The 16,565-nt window shown below is 41.2% G+C and carries 18 protein-coding genes; 16 read left to right on the plus strand and 2 right to left on the minus strand.

Annotation, left to right across the window (positions count from 1 at the left end; all coding sequences use genetic code 11):
- The first annotated feature begins 98 nt into the window (after positions 1-98).
- The 11 genes from rimM to IGI92_RS04835 all read left to right on the plus strand — a co-directional run bounded on the left by rimM (position 99) and on the right by IGI92_RS04835 (position 8,536).
- The gene (gene rimM / locus IGI92_RS04785; RefSeq protein WP_430608205.1) at positions 99-623 is read left to right on the plus strand and encodes a ribosome maturation factor RimM; all 525 of its coding nucleotides are present in this window, start codon (positions 99-101) and stop codon (positions 621-623) included.
- A complete protein-coding gene (gene trmD, locus IGI92_RS04790) occupies positions 613-1,359 on the plus strand; it encodes a tRNA (guanosine(37)-N1)-methyltransferase TrmD (RefSeq protein ID WP_005237230.1) in 747 nt (248 codons plus the stop codon). The genes rimM and trmD overlap by 11 nt, the downstream gene beginning before the upstream one ends.
- Before the next feature lie 166 nt (positions 1,360-1,525).
- On the plus strand, positions 1,526-1,873 hold the full coding sequence (gene rplS, locus IGI92_RS04795; protein WP_002357176.1) for a 50S ribosomal protein L19: 348 nt from the start codon (positions 1,526-1,528) through the stop codon (positions 1,871-1,873).
- 774 nt (positions 1,874-2,647) lie between these two features.
- Positions 2,648-3,661 (plus strand): alcohol dehydrogenase AdhP, encoded by a 1,014-nt coding sequence (adhP, locus tag IGI92_RS04800; protein ID WP_008377614.1) that lies wholly within the window; start codon positions 2,648-2,650, stop codon positions 3,659-3,661.
- Between the two features lie 101 nt (positions 3,662-3,762).
- Positions 3,763-4,482 carry an AraC family transcriptional regulator gene (locus IGI92_RS04805; RefSeq protein ID WP_176285408.1) on the plus strand — a complete coding sequence of 240 codons (720 nt, stop codon included), beginning with the start codon at positions 3,763-3,765 and terminating at the stop codon, positions 4,480-4,482.
- A gap of 267 nt (positions 4,483-4,749) precedes the next feature.
- Positions 4,750-5,154, plus strand: coding sequence for a VOC family protein (locus IGI92_RS04810; RefSeq protein ID WP_005237221.1), 405 nt, complete (start codon positions 4,750-4,752; stop codon positions 5,152-5,154).
- 191 nt (positions 5,155-5,345) lie between these two features.
- Positions 5,346-5,771 carry an Rrf2 family transcriptional regulator gene (locus IGI92_RS04815; RefSeq protein WP_034878711.1) on the plus strand — a complete coding sequence of 142 codons (426 nt, stop codon included), beginning with the start codon at positions 5,346-5,348 and terminating at the stop codon, positions 5,769-5,771.
- A gap of 135 nt (positions 5,772-5,906) precedes the next feature.
- Positions 5,907-6,557, plus strand: coding sequence for an NAD(P)H-binding protein (locus tag IGI92_RS04820; protein WP_082741566.1), 651 nt, complete (start codon positions 5,907-5,909; stop codon positions 6,555-6,557).
- A gap of 166 nt (positions 6,558-6,723) precedes the next feature.
- A complete protein-coding gene (locus IGI92_RS04825; protein ID WP_008377623.1) occupies positions 6,724-7,185 on the plus strand; it encodes a GAF domain-containing protein in 462 nt (153 codons plus the stop codon).
- 181 nt (positions 7,186-7,366) lie between these two features.
- A complete protein-coding gene (locus IGI92_RS04830; RefSeq protein WP_005237217.1) occupies positions 7,367-7,594 on the plus strand; it encodes a hypothetical protein in 228 nt (75 codons plus the stop codon).
- 168 nt (positions 7,595-7,762) lie between these two features.
- Positions 7,763-8,536 (plus strand): hypothetical protein, encoded by a 774-nt coding sequence (locus IGI92_RS04835; RefSeq protein ID WP_218193508.1) that lies wholly within the window; start codon positions 7,763-7,765, stop codon positions 8,534-8,536.
- 74 nt (positions 8,537-8,610) lie between these two features.
- Here IGI92_RS04835 and IGI92_RS04840 read toward each other — a convergent pair whose 3' ends face one another.
- On the minus strand, positions 8,611-8,946 hold the full coding sequence (locus tag IGI92_RS04840) for an antibiotic biosynthesis monooxygenase family protein (RefSeq protein WP_420657485.1): 336 nt from the start codon (positions 8,944-8,946) through the stop codon (positions 8,611-8,613).
- Positions 8,947-9,665: 719 nt separating this feature from the next.
- Here IGI92_RS04840 and IGI92_RS04845 point away from each other — a divergent pair.
- The 4 genes from IGI92_RS04845 to IGI92_RS04860 all read left to right on the plus strand — a co-directional run bounded on the left by IGI92_RS04845 (position 9,666) and on the right by IGI92_RS04860 (position 14,327).
- The gene (locus IGI92_RS04845) at positions 9,666-11,327 is read left to right on the plus strand and encodes a peptide ABC transporter substrate-binding protein (protein ID WP_244733304.1); all 1,662 of its coding nucleotides are present in this window, start codon (positions 9,666-9,668) and stop codon (positions 11,325-11,327) included.
- A gap of 189 nt (positions 11,328-11,516) precedes the next feature.
- Complete coding sequence (locus tag IGI92_RS04850; protein ID WP_275626275.1) at positions 11,517-12,590, plus strand: dipeptide epimerase; 1,074 nt, start codon at positions 11,517-11,519, stop codon at positions 12,588-12,590.
- Between the two features lie 21 nt (positions 12,591-12,611).
- On the plus strand, positions 12,612-13,523 hold the full coding sequence (locus tag IGI92_RS04855; protein ID WP_430608207.1) for an NlpC/P60 family protein: 912 nt from the start codon (positions 12,612-12,614) through the stop codon (positions 13,521-13,523).
- A gap of 36 nt (positions 13,524-13,559) precedes the next feature.
- Positions 13,560-14,327 carry a serine hydrolase gene (locus tag IGI92_RS04860; RefSeq protein ID WP_430608208.1) on the plus strand — a complete coding sequence of 256 codons (768 nt, stop codon included), beginning with the start codon at positions 13,560-13,562 and terminating at the stop codon, positions 14,325-14,327.
- Between the two features lie 49 nt (positions 14,328-14,376).
- On the opposite strand, the gene IGI92_RS04865 is transcribed toward IGI92_RS04860, so the two are convergent.
- The gene (locus IGI92_RS04865) at positions 14,377-15,078 is read right to left on the minus strand and encodes a GntR family transcriptional regulator (protein ID WP_034872495.1); all 702 of its coding nucleotides are present in this window, start codon (positions 15,076-15,078) and stop codon (positions 14,377-14,379) included.
- A 170-nt stretch (positions 15,079-15,248) separates the two neighbouring features.
- Between IGI92_RS04865 and IGI92_RS04870 the strand changes: the two genes are divergently transcribed.
- A complete protein-coding gene (locus tag IGI92_RS04870) occupies positions 15,249-16,553 on the plus strand; it encodes a PTS sugar transporter subunit IIC (RefSeq protein WP_061053887.1) in 1,305 nt (434 codons plus the stop codon).
- The last annotated feature ends 12 nt before the right edge of the window (positions 16,554-16,565 follow it).

Raw genomic sequence — 16,565 nt, forward strand, 5'->3', positions numbered from 1 at the left:
ATGATTTTGAGGAAAACATGGGGCGCTAGTAAACGGCTAGAATTCGCTACTTTGCTATGCTAAAATAGAACAGAAGTTAGAAGAAATGGGGAACGAACGTGACAGAATATTTAAACGTAGGAAAAATCGTCAATACACATGGAATCCGTGGAGAAGTACGTGTGATATCACAAACGGATTTTCCAGAAGAACGCTACCGTAAAGGGGCCGAATTGACACTTTTTCGTGAAAATAAAGAGCCAATAACATTGATTGTTTCAGGTCATCGCAAACACAAAAACTTTGATTTAGTGACGTTTGAGGGCTATCCCAATATTAACGATGTTGAACCGTTTCGTAACGGCATTTTAAAAGTTACCAAGGATGATTTGGTGGATTTAGCAGAAAATGAGTTTTACTACCATGAAATTATTGGTCTGGAAGTCGTCGAAGAAGATGGCACAATCATTGGTAAAGTCAAAGAGATCCTTTCACCAGGTGCCAATGACGTTTGGATCGTTCAACGAAAAGGGAAGAAGGATGCCTTGATTCCTTATATCGAGTCGGTTGTCCACACGATCGATCTTGAAAATGGTCAGGTCACTGTGGAAATCCCAGAGGGGTTGTTAGACGATGAGAATTGATGTATTGACACTATTTCCGCGAATGTTCGAAGGTCCTCTAGGAGAATCGATCATTGGCAAAGCAAGGGAAAAGGGACTGTTAGAAATCAACGTCTCAAATTTCCGTGACTATTCCGACAACAAACATCAAACAGTGGATGACTATCCTTATGGTGGCGGAGCAGGAATGTTATTAAAAGTCCAACCTGTCTATGACAATATCAAAGCGATCGAAGAAGCAGCACCAGAAACGAAGAAACGCGTGATCCTTTTAGACCCAGCGGGGAAACCTTTTGATCAAAAGATGGCAGAAGAATTTTCTACCGAAGAGCACCTCGTCTTCATTTGTGGTCATTATGAAGGATACGATGAACGAATCCGTTCATTGGTCACTGATGAAGTGTCACTGGGAGATTACGTCTTGACTGGCGGCGAATTGGGTGCAATGGTCATGATCGATGCGACGGTCAGACTATTACCAGAAGTTTTAGGCAATCAAACCTCCGCACAAACCGATTCTCATTCCACTGGTTTATTAGAACATCCGCAATATACACGCCCAGCAGAGTTTAAAGGCATGAAAGTACCAGAAGTTTTGATGAATGGCAATCATAAATTGATCGAGCAGTGGCAATTAAAAGAATCATTGCGCCGCACCTTTCAGCGCCGACCTGATATGCTAGAAAATTATCCGTTGACGGAAGAAATGCAGAAGCTTTTAAAAGAAATTGAAGAAGAAGCGAAAGCTGGCAACTAAAATAGTGCCAGTTTTTTTGATATTCTGCGCGATGACAAGAAAATTCTCTTTACAGACTGTGGTCGACTGTGGTAAGATGTTTCAGTGAGTGTAAACTCAACTATTACGATGTTCCGCTGGAGCTTTCATGCTTTAAGAATGTTTGGGAATAAGGAGAATGATAAACATGAATCCATTGATTCAAGAACTAACTCAAGAACAATTACGTACTGACATCCCAGCTTTCCGTCCTGGGGACACTGTTCGCGTTCACGCGAAAGTTGTCGAAGGAACTCGCGAACGTATCCAGTTATTTGAAGGTGTTGTCATCAAACGCCGCGGTGCTGGTATCAGCGAAACTTATACAGTTCGTAAAGTATCAAACGGTGTAGGTGTTGAACGTACCTTCCCATTGCACACACCACGTGTTGCACAAATCGAAGTTGTTCGTTACGGTAAAGTACGTCGTGCAAAATTGTACTACTTACGTGCATTACACGGAAAAGCAGCTCGTATCAAAGAAATTCGTCGTTAATCATTTATTATCAGATGAAGCAAAAGCCCTTGATTTCAAGGGCTTTTTTCTTTTGTCTGAGGTGAAAAAAACTTTCTATTCGTTGTGATAAAATCATGAAACGACTATAAGAATAGGAGGGGATCATTGCTGCATACCACTGGGTAAACTTGTATTTTGATGGGAACAGTCGTCTGAGTGAAACACAATGCCATCGACTGAAACTTTTTGTGGTCATTTATCGGCTATCCGATAGTGACAGATTGCAGGTTGAAGATTGTTTGATCGATCACCTTTCAGCATTATTTGCTTTTATGTGCAGAGAAGGAGAAAAAGGGAGTGAAAATTGTTAGAAAAACACTGATGAGGGACATCACGTTAAATACCAATATGACATTCAGTGCCTGAAAGAAAATAAATCGTAAATCACCGAATTGATAAAAAAAGGATTAGAGAATAATGGGGAAGACCAAGATTACATGTTTATGTAATTTCCTCTTGATAGGTTTTATTAAAACTTTTGTTATTTATCTGATGATTTTTTTCGTTTTTTTAGTCCTTGTAGTTTATGGAATTTGAAATCTAAGAAAAAAACTTGAATTATTTCATTATTTTTTTCTCATAAATGATTACAGAAAAAAAGCAATATATTCCCCTTTTTTTGATGGTTTCTATGGTAACCTTCTCGATAGGGAACTTTCTTTTATCTAGCTATTACTGACCTCTTCGTGTTAGTTAATTACTTCACAAATAAAAGAAAGTTCTTTATTTAAATGAACTGAAAGAGGTGTCTTTATGAAAGCAGCTGTAGTATCAAACGATAAGGTTGTAAAAATTGAGGAAAAAGAATTGAGAGCGCTTCGTCCGAATGAAGCATTATTGAAAATGGAGTGTTGTGGTGTCTGCCATACGGACTTGCATGTAAAAGATGGTGACTTCGGAGATGCATCTGGAATCGTACTTGGACACGAGGGAATCGGTAGAGTGGTCGCGATCGGTGATGATGTTACTTCTCTAGCAATCGGTGACCGTGCAAGTGTCGCTTGGTTATATGAAAGCTGTGGATCATGCGAATACTGTGTGAACGGGAATGAATCATTATGCCGTTCCGTTAGAAACGCCGGATATTCTGTAGATGGCGGTATGGCTGAAGAGTGTATCGTTGTAGCTGACTATGCAGTGAAGGTACCAGAGGGCTTAGGTTCTGCTGAAGCCAGCAGCATTACTTGTGCAGGTGTAACCACATATAAAGCGGTAAAAGTTTCTGACATTAAACCAGGTCAATGGATCGCGATTTATGGTTTAGGAGGATTAGGAAACCTAGCCTTGCAATATGCAAAAAATGTCTTTAATGCAAAAGTGATTGGGATTGATATCAACGAGAAACAATTGGACTTTGCAAGAGATCATGGCGCTGACCTTGTGATCAATCCTGCGAAAGAAGATGCGGCAAAAATTATTCAAGAAGCAACCGGCGGCGCACATGCAGCTGTAGTAACAGCTGTTTCAAAAGCAGCCTTCAATTCTGCTGTCGATGCCGTTCGTGCGGGTGGTACGATTGTAGCGGTTGGTCTTCCACCAGAAAGCATGGACTTGAACATTCCTCGACTTGTATTGGACGGTATTAAAATCGTCGGTTCCCTTGTTGGAACACGGACTGATTTAGCAGAAGCTTTCCAATTCGCAGCCGAAGGAAAAGTCGTTCCAAAAGTTGTCATGCGTCAGTTAGAAGAGATCAATGATATTTTTGATGAAATGCTTTCAGGAAAAATCAAAGGGCGAATGGTCATTGATTTTCAAGAGAAATAAATAGAAATAGAAAAACCAACGGGTGAATATTAAACGAAGGAGAAGATTTCGTGTGTAACTTATTGATCATTGATAGCAAAGAGCATGGAGCAGTTAACGATATGATTCGTTTGATCGATCGTCATTTTCCAAATGTCATCTTGCTTCCGACGGTTTGTTCAAAAAAAGCGCTTCAGCGTACCTGTCTTGAGCAGCCGGTTGAAATTGCAGTGATTAATGCGGATGGCGAAGAGGACTCTTTTGAATTATATAAAGTATTGCTTTCATTTTGCCCTAATGCAAAAGCAATTTTGTATTCTGCTGTAGAAAGTTTTGCTACCGCTCAAAAAGCGTTGCGTTACGGCTTGATTGATTACTTGGTCGAACCGATCACAAATGATTTTGTTTATGCATTGGATCGGGGAATTCAATCCATCAATCAGATTTCCTTGCTACACATCGAGAAAAATAATGAGGCTTCTCCTTCGCTTTCTTTAAGACATAAGATATTGCGCTATATTCATGAAAATTATAGAGAACATATTACGTTAGATACTTTAGCAGATCACCTGCATTTAAGCCGGTATCACACCAGTCGTTTGATCAAGAATACATTAGGAATGACCTTTTCATTGTACTTGATGATTTATCGTATTGAAGTTGCCAAAAAAGAACTATCAACAAGTGATCGATCAATCAGTGAAATCTCTGTCAGAGCAGGATTCAATGATCCAAATTATTTTAGTAAGAAATTTAAAAAAGCAACTACTTATACGCCAAAAGAGTATCGAAAAATTTATCGTGGGAAAGCTACCGTGATCGATTCAAGACTTGAGCTTTAAGTATTGAAAAAAACAGATCAGCTTGCAGTTGAATTGATTAGCGAAAAAATGGCTTCTATGCGATGCGTATCTGGTTACTTTTCCATAGGTGATAAAAGCAAAAGGCCTTTCATGCAAAGGTTTTTTTGCTTGGAAAAACGAGTTTTGAATGAGCTGATAGAAACCAACGGCGTAGGATAAGGTCTGATGTTTTTGTGAATCCAACGATAGATGCTATAATGAGAGCGGATTCATCAATACAACTTATCAAAGAAAAGAGGCAAGAAAATGGCGAATAAAATGGTGTTTATAAATTTGCCTGTCACTGATATCAAACGTGCAACCTCCTTTTATGAAGCGTTGGGATTTGTCAAAAATGAAGAGTTCTCAAACGAGACTAGCAGCGGAATGGTTTGGAGTGAATCGATTTGGATAATGTTGTTAGAACATGAGTTTTATCAACAGTTTCTGAATGGCAGACGTATTGGGGATACGAAGAACACGAGTAGTGCATTGATCGCGTTTAGCTTTGATACGCCAGAAGAAGCGAAGAATTTTGCAAAGATTGCAGAAGCAAATGGTGGCCAATCGTTCCAAGTTGATATGGGGATTCCAGAGGATATGATGGTCGGCTATGAAATCGTTGATCCCGACGGCAATCAGCTTGAATCAGCATGGATGAATGGCTATTAGCAAAGTGATCGTTTAAATAAAAAGTAAAAAAGTGGTTCAGGATGCAGTTCCTTCAAGAAGTTAGGCTTTTGTGCTAACTTTTTGAGGGCTGTTTTTTTTGACGGGATTCTTGAGTTTTGTAAGATTGATCAGTCCCCTTTGTCTAAATGCTAAAAAAGAGGTATGATACAAGAAAAAGGAGTGGAGACGAAGTGAAATATTCAACCAAATACAGCGACGCCATTCACATCCTCGCTTACATCCACCTCTTTAAAGGAACTGATTTATCAAGTGATCGGATCGCCCAGAGCGTTGAAACGAATCCTGCTTATGTTCGCCGGATTATGAGTGATTTACGGGTTGCTGGATTGATCGAAAGCCAAAGAGGAAAACCAAACCCTAAACTAACGAAGGAACCAAATGAGATTTCTTTGTTAGACATTTATGCGAGTGTTGAAAAAGATCACCATCTTTTACATGCAGACAAAAAAACCAACCCCAACTGCTTAATTGGGGGGAATATTCAAGGGGTATTAGAAGAAACCTATGATGTGCTGCAAAAGAAAATCGAGCAGGAGATGAGTGCCATCTCGTTGCAATCAATCATTGAAGGCATTCGAGGAGAAGCCAAACAGTAGATTGAACGGACACAACACAGTAAAAAGAACTTTCACCTGCTAAGCAATTTCTTGACAGGAAAGAAAGTTTCTTTTATACTCTAGTTGTAACTTGATTAGTAACAACTGTTTTAGTCAAACAAAAGATGAGGAAGGATGATTATCATGAAAATCGGTGTTATTGGCGCAACAGGAAATGCAGGTTCAGCTATTTATCAAGAAGCAGTACAGCGAGGACATGAGGTGACTGCTATCGTTAGAAATGAAGCTAAAGCCAAAGAACAATTTGGTGATACAGTCAAAACACTTACAAAAGATGCTTTTTCGTTAACAGAAGGAGACCTCGACGGGTTTGACGTATTGGTCGATGCGTTTGCGACAAGTCCTGACCAAGCGTACTTGCATGTGGATTTGGCAGCAAAATTAGTGCACCTGTTTCGAGAAAAGAACACACGCTTGTTCTTCATTTTAGGAGCTGGCAGCCTGTTCAACGAAGCGGGTGAACGCAATCTTACCGAATTGAAAAAAGCCCCAGGAAGTGAAAGCTGGATCGCGATCCCAGAAAATCAGTTAGATGAATATCTCTTTTTAGAAACCGTCAAAAATGTTCATTGGGTCGGGATTTCTCCAGGGAATCTATTTCAAGAGGGACCAGCTAAACCAGCGATTTTAGGCAAAGATCACTTGCTTTTCAACGACCAAAAGAAATCAGTAACTTCCAGCGGTACGTTAGCCAAAGCAATTCTTGATGAAATTGAAACAGTGCAACATGAAAATACTCGTTTTACTGTGATTGATGCAGAGTAGGTTCAACAAATGATTGACCCAATCGATCAGAATCGATAGCTGCATAGGTTGGCAAGTAGACTGTTTCAGGCAACTTCTTTTTTCACAATTTTTGTTTCCAATACCCAATAATTTAGACAAGACAAATCCTCTGTCTTTGCTTATAATCAAGGACAGAGGTGATAAAATGAATAAAAAAATCGAAGCGTATGAATTGATGCTTCTGCAATTAAAAGGGTTGCTAGAAGCGGAGAGTAATTGGATCGCCAACCTAGCCAACTCTTCTGCTTTACTGAATGAAACATTGGAAGATACAGTGTTTGCCGGCTATTATTTGTTTGAAGAAGGCGAACTGATTTTAGGTCCATTCCAAGGAAGAGTCTCTTGCACCAGAATCACATTAGGCAAAGGGGTTTGTGGGGAATCAGCAGAGAAAAAAACCACATTGATCGTACCCAATGTCAAAGAACATGAAAATTATATTTCTTGTGACTCAGCAGCGATGTCTGAAATCGTAGTTCCCATGGTGGTTGATGATCAGTTGCTTGGAGTGCTGGATATCGATAGTGGAAAAACGAACAGCTATGATGCGATCGATCAGAAATATCTGGAAGAATTTGCTGCTTTATTGGTAGCAAGCCGTCAATAAAGTACTTGTTTTTTAATTTTAACTATAAAACAACATAATGTTTTTAAGTGGGGCGTTCATTGAATAATGAACGCTTTTTTTAGTTATTATTTAAAAATGTCGGGCATATTACTTTATTTAATTAAAATTAGATGATAAAATGATAATACAATTAGAAAAATGAGTTTTTAAGGAGAGAATTATGGAAGCAGAAACTATTGTATTAGGTAAAGCATATGAATGTAAACCAGTCGGCTTACAAAGCCGCGTGATCGGTGAAGTGGTCAGAAAAATGGAACGGTGTGTCGTATTAAATGTGATCCGCTACGATGGGATCGATCATGAAGATATCGAAGAACGTTGCGGACGAGTAGTTGCAAAATACAATGAGATCTATCAACCAGCGCTAGTTGAATGCTTTTTTAGCTGATCCATTGGTAATCACCCAATCAAAATAAAATGAAACCATGCATGTAAACCAATTCCCTTAAAAAAAGACTGTTTCTCAGAAGCAGTCTCTTTTTTGATTCTTAGACTCAGGTACCTAGCAAAAGAAGTGCTATAATAGGCGAGAAAACAACAGAAAGCAGGGAATAGGATGGAACTAAAAAAGACGATGGTTGAGGAACAGCAGTTGCTTTTTGAATGGCCGAATGAAGCAGGCCAACTGCAAATTGTTAAGGGAAGTTTAGCGCAAGTCAAAGAAAATACTGTGCTATTTTTTATCAAAGACGGCCAAATTTTCTCAGTAGCAGACGATAAAACCTTTGACGACCAGTTAGAATACGACCGCTTGATGATCCTCACACCACCTTGGGAGATCATGGCTCCTTACTTAGTAGCCTATTATCAAGAACAATATCAGTTAACCAATGGGTCCAAAGCATCCATCGGCATCCCACAAGAGTTGCAGCAAACCATTGCTGCTAGCGCAAAACCATTTGATCGATTTATCGATTTTCTTGGCTATGGATCTACGAGCAAAAAGACGACAAAAGAGGCAAAAAAAGGGGGCAAACCAAGACACAAATGGTCAAAAGAATTACAAGATGAACCCTTCATGGTTGACTATCAAGGAAGTAAAGCAAGGGTCTATTGGCAAAAACGCAACGAGGTTCGAATTGAAAAAGGCGCAATTTTGAGTCAAGAGATTCCCTTGAATAAAGACGGATCGGTTGGTTTTTCTGCTCGTTTAGCGGAAAAAATTCGGCAAGAAAACCAAGCGGCGATCAAAGAGGGACACACGATTGAAGACGTTGTATTAAAAAGTGTCAACGAGGTAGGAATGTTTCTTTACTATGGGGGCACCAATGGTTGGCTACAATTAAAAGATCAGCAAGGAAGAACCTTGAACGAGCGAACGGTGGAGTAGAAAAGAGAGGCACTGAACAAGAAAGCGATCCACCATAGCTAAATCAATCTGCTTTGGTGGATCGCTCTTATAGTTTAACTAGGAGTAGCCTCTTCATTGATCAAGACAAATTCTTGACCGGTCTTGGACAAAACAAGGTTCGGTTTTGCAGTTCCTTCTTTTTCTGCTCGATACGCCTCTCGGTGCTTTTGCAAATGTTCGGGACGTTTTAACCAAGCTTGAAAGGCTTTTTTCTCAGTCCATTTTGACACCAACTGGAAAACGAGGCTGTCTTTTGATTCTGAAAACCATGCTTCAGCAGAGTGACAGCCAGCAAATGTTTTCATTGAGGCGGTATCTTTTTTCATTTTAGCAAGAAAGATATCTTTGCCTTCTGGAATGACTTCAAACGCAACGGTACGGATATACATGAAATTCCTCCTTTAACTGTGAGTGATTTCATTTAGTATAGCGCTAATTGAGAATGATTGTCAATTAGCTATGAAATCTTGTAATCTTTTTATCGATAGTCATTTTTTGATTAAATCCCTCAAAAGCCTTGAACAAATGAAAAAAGTACGTATAATTAATATACGTACTGAAGAGTCCGAAGAGTATTGGAGAAAATGGATACTTGGGGAAGTCTTTCTTTTCTCACGTGCAGTACTCTTCGTTTGTTTAGTGTACCACTCCCATTTTAAAATAGATACGTTTTTTTTGCTTTCTGAGGAGATTTCTTTTATTCCTTGAGTTGAAAGGCAAAAAAGTGGGAAGGTTCTGAGAAAGCGCTATGAAGACGAAATTTGCGTCTTTTTTTTGAAATGTTAGGAAAGAAATATTAGGAAAATAGTGGAAGTTTTTTTTATCCATTTTTCTTCGAAATGATGTATAAGAGAGTAGCCAAAGTTCTGATCGCTAGGAGATCAGAACTTTTTTGTGTGGTTTCTTGGAACTACTCCTTTCAACGATATTTAGCATAAAGTCGCTCTTTTCTAATTTTAACATTCAGAAGAGAACTTCTGACACAACTATGTAACCTCTTACATTTTTTGGTCGTGTTAAATTGACAGGCTGCATAAACATGCGGTAAACTCGGTACAACAAACAGAATTTTTTGAATTATCTGAATGTTAGAAGGGGATGAGTAGAAATGGGGAAACGCAGCAAATATGCAGTATCGCTTGTGTTACTAAGCAGCTTTTTTTTAGCAGCTTGTCAAAATGGCAATCAAGAAAACGAGACGGATTCATCAGCAGCTTCTTCCGCAGAGCAAGTGATCAATGTGCAATTTTCGGCGGAGATGGGCAGTGCCGATATTTCTTTAGCAACCGACTCTTATAGCTTTATTACTCTGAACAATGCTTATGAAGGCCTTTATCGCTTGGATGAGAACAATGTTCCAGTGATTGCCGGGGCAAGTGAAGAAGCTGAAGTCAGTGAAGATGGGCTGACCTACACCATTTCACTGCGGGAAGAGGCAAAATGGTCCAATGGCGATTCAGTTACTGCGGCTGATTATGTTTTTAGTTGGCAGCGAACAGTTGATCCAGCCACTGCTTCCAATTATGCCTATATGCTGGCACCCGTTAAAAACGCTGCCGCTATTTCAGATGGGACGCTAGATAAAAGCGAGTTAGGGATCGAAGCAGTCAATGATCATGAGTTGAAAATCACGTTAGAAAAACCAACACCTTACTTTTTATCTTTACTGGCTTTTCCAACCTTCTTCCCACAAAACGAACGTGTCGTGGAGGAATTTGGTGATCAATACGCCTTAACAAGTGAAAACGCGGCGTACAATGGACCATTCCTATTGACCAATTATGCTGGCCCAGGCACCGATATCCAGTGGTCATTGGAAAAAAATCCGGATTATTGGGATGCCGATTCAGTCAAACTTGAAACAGTTAATTTCGATGTCGTGAAAGACTCATCGACTGCTTATAACTTGTACGAAAGCGGACAAGCCGATGACATTATTCTAAGCGGTGAATTGGCGATGCAGAATGTGAATCATCCTGATTACATTGTTCAGCCTAGTGCAACCACTCAGTATTTAGAAATGAATCAAGCACCAGAAGATTCGCCTTTTCGAAATGCAAATTTGCGGCAAGCCATTTCTTATAGCATGAATCGGCAACAAATCGTTGAGAATATTTTAGGCAACGGCTCATTACCGGCTGTCGGTTTTGTTCCTTCTGACCTAGCTTTCAATCCAGAGACAAAAGCTGACTTTGTTGAGGATGCGGCAACCACGTTAGCCTTTGACGAAGAAAAAGCCCAAGAGTATTGGGAAAAGGCCAAGGCAGAACTGGGTATCGATACATTGTCTTTTGAACTGCTGACCTCAGATACCGACCAATCGAAAAAAATGGCGGAATACATTCAAGGAACCTTGCAGCAAACACTGGATGGATTGACTGTCGAAGTCACAAACGTTCCTTTTTCTGTTCGTTTGGATCGTTCCAATAGCGGCGATTTTGAGATGGTCATGAACAATTGGATCGGGGACTATGCAGATCCAATCAACTTTTTGGAATTGTTCAAAAAAGACAGTTCCTACAATCGTGGGAAATGGCTAAATGATGACTACGACCAATTGATCGAACAAGCCTCCAATGAAAATGCCAACGACCCAGAAGCCCGTTGGGAAAATATGGTGGAAGCAGAAAAAATCTTAAATGAAGATTTGGGCGTTATACCGCTTTTCCAAAGTGCAGAAGCACATCTGCGGTCGCCTAAGATCAAAGGCCTCATCGTTCATAGTGTCGGTGCTGCCTATGATTATAAAAATGTGTTTGTCGAAGAATAAGTAAAAAAAAACAATTCTTTCATACATCTACCGACTGACGTAGTCAAACAGTACTGCAGAAAAGAAGAACGCGATTCGAGCGTTCAGCAACTTGAGAACAAGGAATAAAGCCGTTCTTTATCTAGCAGTGAAGAGGAATCATTCATTCCAGCTAGATAAGAACGGCTTTTCTTTTTAGGGGGAACATGAATGATAATCACAGCAGTTGAAACCAAACGAATTCCGATCCAGCTGAATGCACCGTTTAAAACGGCGCTCAGAGAAGTGCACGCCGTCGAAGTGATTCGAGTGCTGCTTTCTTTTGACAATGGGATCGTTGGCATCGGAGAAGCAGCACCTACCGAAGTGATCACCGGTGATACAAAAGAAAGTATTTTAACAGATATCGAAACTGTCTTTGCCCCGTTCCTGTTAGGCAGAAAGGTAGATGCCCAATTGCTGGTAATGGATGAGCTTCATGCGTTAATCCAGCATCATACGAGCCCTAAAGCGGCGATTGATATCGCGTTGCATGATGCACTGGCTAAAGTAGCTAACTTACCGCTTTACCGCTATTTAGGTGGTTCTGCCAATACACTGACAACCGACTATACGATCAGTGTTGGTTCACAGGAGCAGATGCTGCAGGATGCGCAAGCGAAAGTCCAGGCGGGATTTCGCTCCTTGAAAATCAAACTAGGGGTAGGCGCGATCGAAGAGGAAGTTGCGAAAATTCGCCGCATCAATGAACGCTTGGCAGGAAAGATCCCCTTTCGAATCGATGCCAATCAAGGCTGGACCAAAGAAGAAGCGGTGCAGATTTTAGACCAATGGCAAGACATTCCGATCGAGTTTGTTGAACAGCCAGTAAAAGCCCATGATTTTGCTGGACTCAGCTATGTGACTGCTCGGACGACGATTCCGATCATGGCAGACGAAAGTCTTTTTTCCTATGAGGATGCCAAACGTTTGATTGCTGAAAACTGCTGCGATTATATGAACATTAAATTGATGAAAAGCGGCGGGATCAAAGAGGGACAAAAAATTTATCAATTGGCAAAAGAGCATCAAATGCCGGTGATGGTCGGTTCGATGATTGAAGGGTATGGGGGAATGGCGGCAGCCGCCCATTTTGCCTTGGGGATGGCGGATGTCCAATTTTATGATCTGGATGTTCCTTTTATGTGGGAGACCCAAACGACTTCCCCTGAAATGCAAGGGATTCTTCAGCGTCCAGGAAGCTTGAGCGTCACCGAACGCATCGGACTAGGAATCAACGAATAAACAGTTATGAGAGGAGCAAAGATGAAACAAATTGTTCAGGCTGGCTCTTCCTTCTTATGGAAGGAACCCAAAGAAAACAAAGTACTAGCAAAAATCAAAGCATTTCCTTTAGAAGCACTGCACACTTTTTTGACTGATGAAGATACGATGCGGCTTTATCAGGAAAGCTTAGTGGACTCCGAAGTATTATATGGAACGATTGTAGAAGTCATCGCCCAAATGGATGGTTGGTCCCATGTGATCGTCTTGGATCAAATAAGCAATAAACACCCACTCGGGTATCCTGGTTATCTGCCGAACGAGGTATTGAAGCCATTGTCACCAGACTATGCAACAGCTAAAAGAAGGATTGGTGTGATTGTAAAAGAAGCCGTGCTTGTTTTTGACTCGACCACACGACTTGTTTCTTTTGGAACAGTTTTACCACTTGTTGGGGAAACCGCAGATTCCTATCAAGTGGCTACGCCTAATGGACCAGCAACGATCGCTAAAGCTTTTGCTCAAGTCATTGTGGATACATGGACAAATCTGCCCGAGAAAATGATTACACTAGCAGAACAATTTGTGAATCAGCCCTATGTCTGGGCAGGCATTAGCGGCAGTGGCTTTGATTGTTCTGGATTCATGTATTCGCTGCATCGACTTCATGGTATTTTGATCCCCCGAGATACGATCGAGCAAGCACAACAAGCAAAGACTGTGCCTTACAGTCAGGCACAACCGGGGGATCTGCTGCTGTTTGCTTATGAAGAAGGAAAAGGCGAAGTCCATCATGTCGGTCTATATTTGGGGGATGACGAAATGATTCATTCAAGAACACCCGGATCGCGGGTCATGAAAACCAAAATCACTGGCTCTAATTATGAACCAGAGCTCGCAGTTGTGGCGCGTTATTGGCAAAACCAACCGAATGAATCACAGGAATGCTCATGAACATTTTTTTCATGATCATAAGGAAAGGGGCATTTGATGGGAAAAGATGACTTGCGTGTAGCAATTGATCCTATTCTAAAAAACTACCAGGCAACGTTGGAAATGGGGTTATGGATCGGTACGCCAACGGAATGTCTTGGTGACTATCAGAGTCATAAGTCATTTCCAGCAGCAAGTATCAGTAAGCTTGTATTGTATGCCTATTACCTTGAACAAATCATCGAAAAAAAGATCGATCCCCAACAGGTAATTTGTGTGAGCCTTGTTGATCTGACAGGGGGTGCTGGGGTGATCCGTCTTTTTCCTCAGAAGAAAGGTTGGACCATCAGTGAACTTCTCACGGCAATGATCGCCGTATCTGATAATACTGCGACCAATGTACTATTGGACTTAGTAGGGTTGCCCACGCTTCAGGCATGGATTCAGGAGCCGGAGATCCAATTTGAACGGTATATGATGCGACCGATCAAAGACAAAGAGAACCGCTTGACACCCTCGGCGGCTGCCAAACTGCTACTAAGGTGTGTGGAACGAGAAGAAGCTGCACTAGGATTTTCACCTTTAAATCAGCAGCAATTTCAAGATGGATTAGCGGGGAATTTTGCTGAAACTGCGCAGCCTTCTTGCCGCATTTTTAATAAGACAGGTCGTCTTGACCGCATCGAACACGATGTAGCATATTTGCAAGCCAATGAAACGACGATCATCATTGCGGCATTTTCCTATGATAAAGCCGGTAGTGGCCGAGGGATCAGTTGGCTAAGAGAAATTGGTCAAACAGTCTATCAGCAGTATTTTAAGTAAAATACGCTGCGTATCGAGTGCCTCTGAGTGAGGATCGATACGCAGCGTATTAATTATTTACAACAATAAAATCCCCCATATCATAGCGGTGCCGTGATTGGGAAAATTCAAAAGGCGTCCCATCGCCGAGGTAAACCGTTTGTTCCACTTCTAAAATGGGATCGGTGGCAGCACAAGCTAAGTATTGCTGGTCGTAGGTGTCTGCACGATCCGCTTTGATACGACGGACAGATGTTCCAATCGAGGAGTGGAGTTGGTTCGTGATGTAGCTATAGACGGAAGAGGTTAAGACTTCTTCGGTAATGCCAGGAATGACATGAAGCGGCATGATGGTATATTCTAAAACAACGGGTATATCGTCAAATAGACGCAAACGAACGATATCATAAATTTGCTGGTCACTGCGAATGTTTAGTTTTTCTTGTTCTTTCTCATCGGGAAAAAGAATGGCAAAAGAAATGATCTTGCTGGTGATCTTTCCTGTTTCTCCAAGGCGCTTGGTCAGCCCGCGATTGATCTTGGCGTTGTAATCGAAGGTTGAATAGGAATCGCTGATAAACGTACCCGTGCCTTTTTTACCGTAAATAATGCCTTCCATTTGTAAAATATTCAATGCTTTTTGAATCGTCACGCGGCTCGTTTGATAATCCGCAGCCAGTTCGGATTGCTTCGGCAATTTTTTCTCTTCTTCGTAAAACCCGTGATTGATTTTGCTCCGTAAATCGGCAGCGATGTCATGGTAGTTCGCCATTTGCTTCACCTCAAAATAATAATAAGTGATAAAACGAAGTATGTAAACGTGGAGCTTTACATACCCTGTTTTAAAGGCTTTTCCTGCGTTTACATTCTTCAAGAAATGAATTACATTTGTAATGTAATCGTTTTCTATCAATTGAAGAATAGGGTATAGGAGGGAGTTTTATGCAAGGATTTATGGATCGACTCGCTGACGTTTTGGGAAAATTTGCCAACAGGATCAACAATTTACGCTACATCATGGTCATTAAAAATGCCTTTGCTGCTTTGATTCCAGTAATCATTACAGGGGCATTTGGTACATTATTTTCAGCAATGGTTTTTGATGCTGAAAATGGATTGGCACAAATCGAGGTACTGCGCTTTTTAGAAAGTTTAAAACCAATCTCATCTGCGGTCAGTTATGTGACATTGAGTTTCTTAACGATCTATGCAGTGTTTCTGATTGGGATTGAGCTAGCAAAACTAAATAAGATTTCTGGGGTCTTTCCAGGAATCATCGCCGTGATGTCTTATCTTTCTGTTAATCCAATGATCTTTGAATTTTTGCACGAAGATGCGACGGTGGTTGCCGAAAACGTGCTGGCTAAGCAATACACGGACACGAAAGGTCTATTTTTAGGCATGTTCGTTGCAATCGTTTCCATCGAGCTTTATGCGTGGCTAGGAAGACAAAAACGGCTGCAGATCACGATGCCTGATAGTGTTCCAGGGAATGTTTCGGCAAGTTTTTCGGCATTGTTTCCAACGATTTTCACCGTGACCATCATCGCCACCGCTGGTTTTGCTATCAAAGCACTCACAGGGATGTATGCCTACGATATCATCTACAATGTCGTCCAACGACCACTGGAAGGAATCGTCCAAGGCTTACCAGGCATCTTGTTGTTGATGTTTATCGCACAAGTCTTTTGGGTCATCGGGATTCATGGGAACCAGATGGTCAAACCCATTCGAGAACCATTGTTGCTGGCAGCGATCGCCGTCAACACGGAAGCTTTTGAAGCTGGGAAAGAAGTACCCAATATCATTACGATGCCGTTTTGGGATATGTATATGAGTATGGGCGGCTCTGGCGTGACGATTGGTTTGCTGATTGCGATTTTGATCGTCGGTAAACGGGAGGACATGCGTCAAATCACTAAATTGTCATTAGCACCTGGAATTTTCAATATCAATGAGCCGGTGATCTTCGGAATGCCGATCATGCTGAATCCCATTTTGGCGATTCCTTTTATCCTCACACCGTTAGTAACAGGAACGATTGGATACGTGGCGACAAGTCTAGGCTTTGCCGCTAAAGCGGTGGTAATGGTCCCATGGCCGATGCCACCGATCGTCAATGCTTATCTAGCTACTGCCGGAGATATCGGGGCTGTGATCACGCAAGTGATCTGTATTGTCGTGGCGATTTTGATCTATCTACCTTTTGTTTTGGTAATGAATCGTACGACCAATGAAGTTGCATAAAGGAGTTTTGAA

This window comes from Enterococcus sp. DIV2379, assembly GCF_050542965.1.
In the GTDB taxonomy this organism is placed as follows: domain Bacteria; phylum Bacillota; class Bacilli; order Lactobacillales; family Enterococcaceae; genus Enterococcus_D; species Enterococcus_D entomosocium.

Coding starts and splice junctions, on each gene's coding strand:
- trmD (WP_005237230.1), top strand. CDS start 613: ATGAGAATTGATGTATTGACACTATTTCCGCGAATGTTCGAAGGTCCT.
- rplS (WP_002357176.1), top strand. CDS start 1,526: ATGAATCCATTGATTCAAGAACTAACTCAAGAACAATTACGTACTGAC.
- adhP (WP_008377614.1), top strand. CDS start 2,648: ATGAAAGCAGCTGTAGTATCAAACGATAAGGTTGTAAAAATTGAGGAA.
- IGI92_RS04805 (WP_176285408.1), top strand. CDS start 3,763: ATGATTCGTTTGATCGATCGTCATTTTCCAAATGTCATCTTGCTTCCG.
- IGI92_RS04810 (WP_005237221.1), top strand. CDS start 4,750: ATGGCGAATAAAATGGTGTTTATAAATTTGCCTGTCACTGATATCAAA.
- IGI92_RS04820 (WP_082741566.1), top strand. CDS start 5,907: ATGATTATCATGAAAATCGGTGTTATTGGCGCAACAGGAAATGCAGGT.
- IGI92_RS04825 (WP_008377623.1), top strand. CDS start 6,724: ATGAATAAAAAAATCGAAGCGTATGAATTGATGCTTCTGCAATTAAAA.
- IGI92_RS04830 (WP_005237217.1), top strand. CDS start 7,367: ATGGAAGCAGAAACTATTGTATTAGGTAAAGCATATGAATGTAAACCA.
- IGI92_RS04835 (WP_218193508.1), top strand. CDS start 7,763: ATGGAACTAAAAAAGACGATGGTTGAGGAACAGCAGTTGCTTTTTGAA.
- IGI92_RS04840 (WP_420657485.1), bottom strand. CDS start 8,946: ATGTATATCCGTACCGTTGCGTTTGAAGTCATTCCAGAAGGCAAAGAT.
- IGI92_RS04845 (WP_244733304.1), top strand. CDS start 9,666: ATGGGGAAACGCAGCAAATATGCAGTATCGCTTGTGTTACTAAGCAGC.
- IGI92_RS04850 (WP_275626275.1), top strand. CDS start 11,517: ATGATAATCACAGCAGTTGAAACCAAACGAATTCCGATCCAGCTGAAT.
- IGI92_RS04855 (WP_430608207.1), top strand. CDS start 12,612: ATGAAACAAATTGTTCAGGCTGGCTCTTCCTTCTTATGGAAGGAACCC.
- IGI92_RS04860 (WP_430608208.1), top strand. CDS start 13,560: ATGGGAAAAGATGACTTGCGTGTAGCAATTGATCCTATTCTAAAAAAC.
- IGI92_RS04865 (WP_034872495.1), bottom strand. CDS start 15,078: ATGGCGAACTACCATGACATCGCTGCCGATTTACGGAGCAAAATCAAT.
- IGI92_RS04870 (WP_061053887.1), top strand. CDS start 15,249: ATGCAAGGATTTATGGATCGACTCGCTGACGTTTTGGGAAAATTTGCC.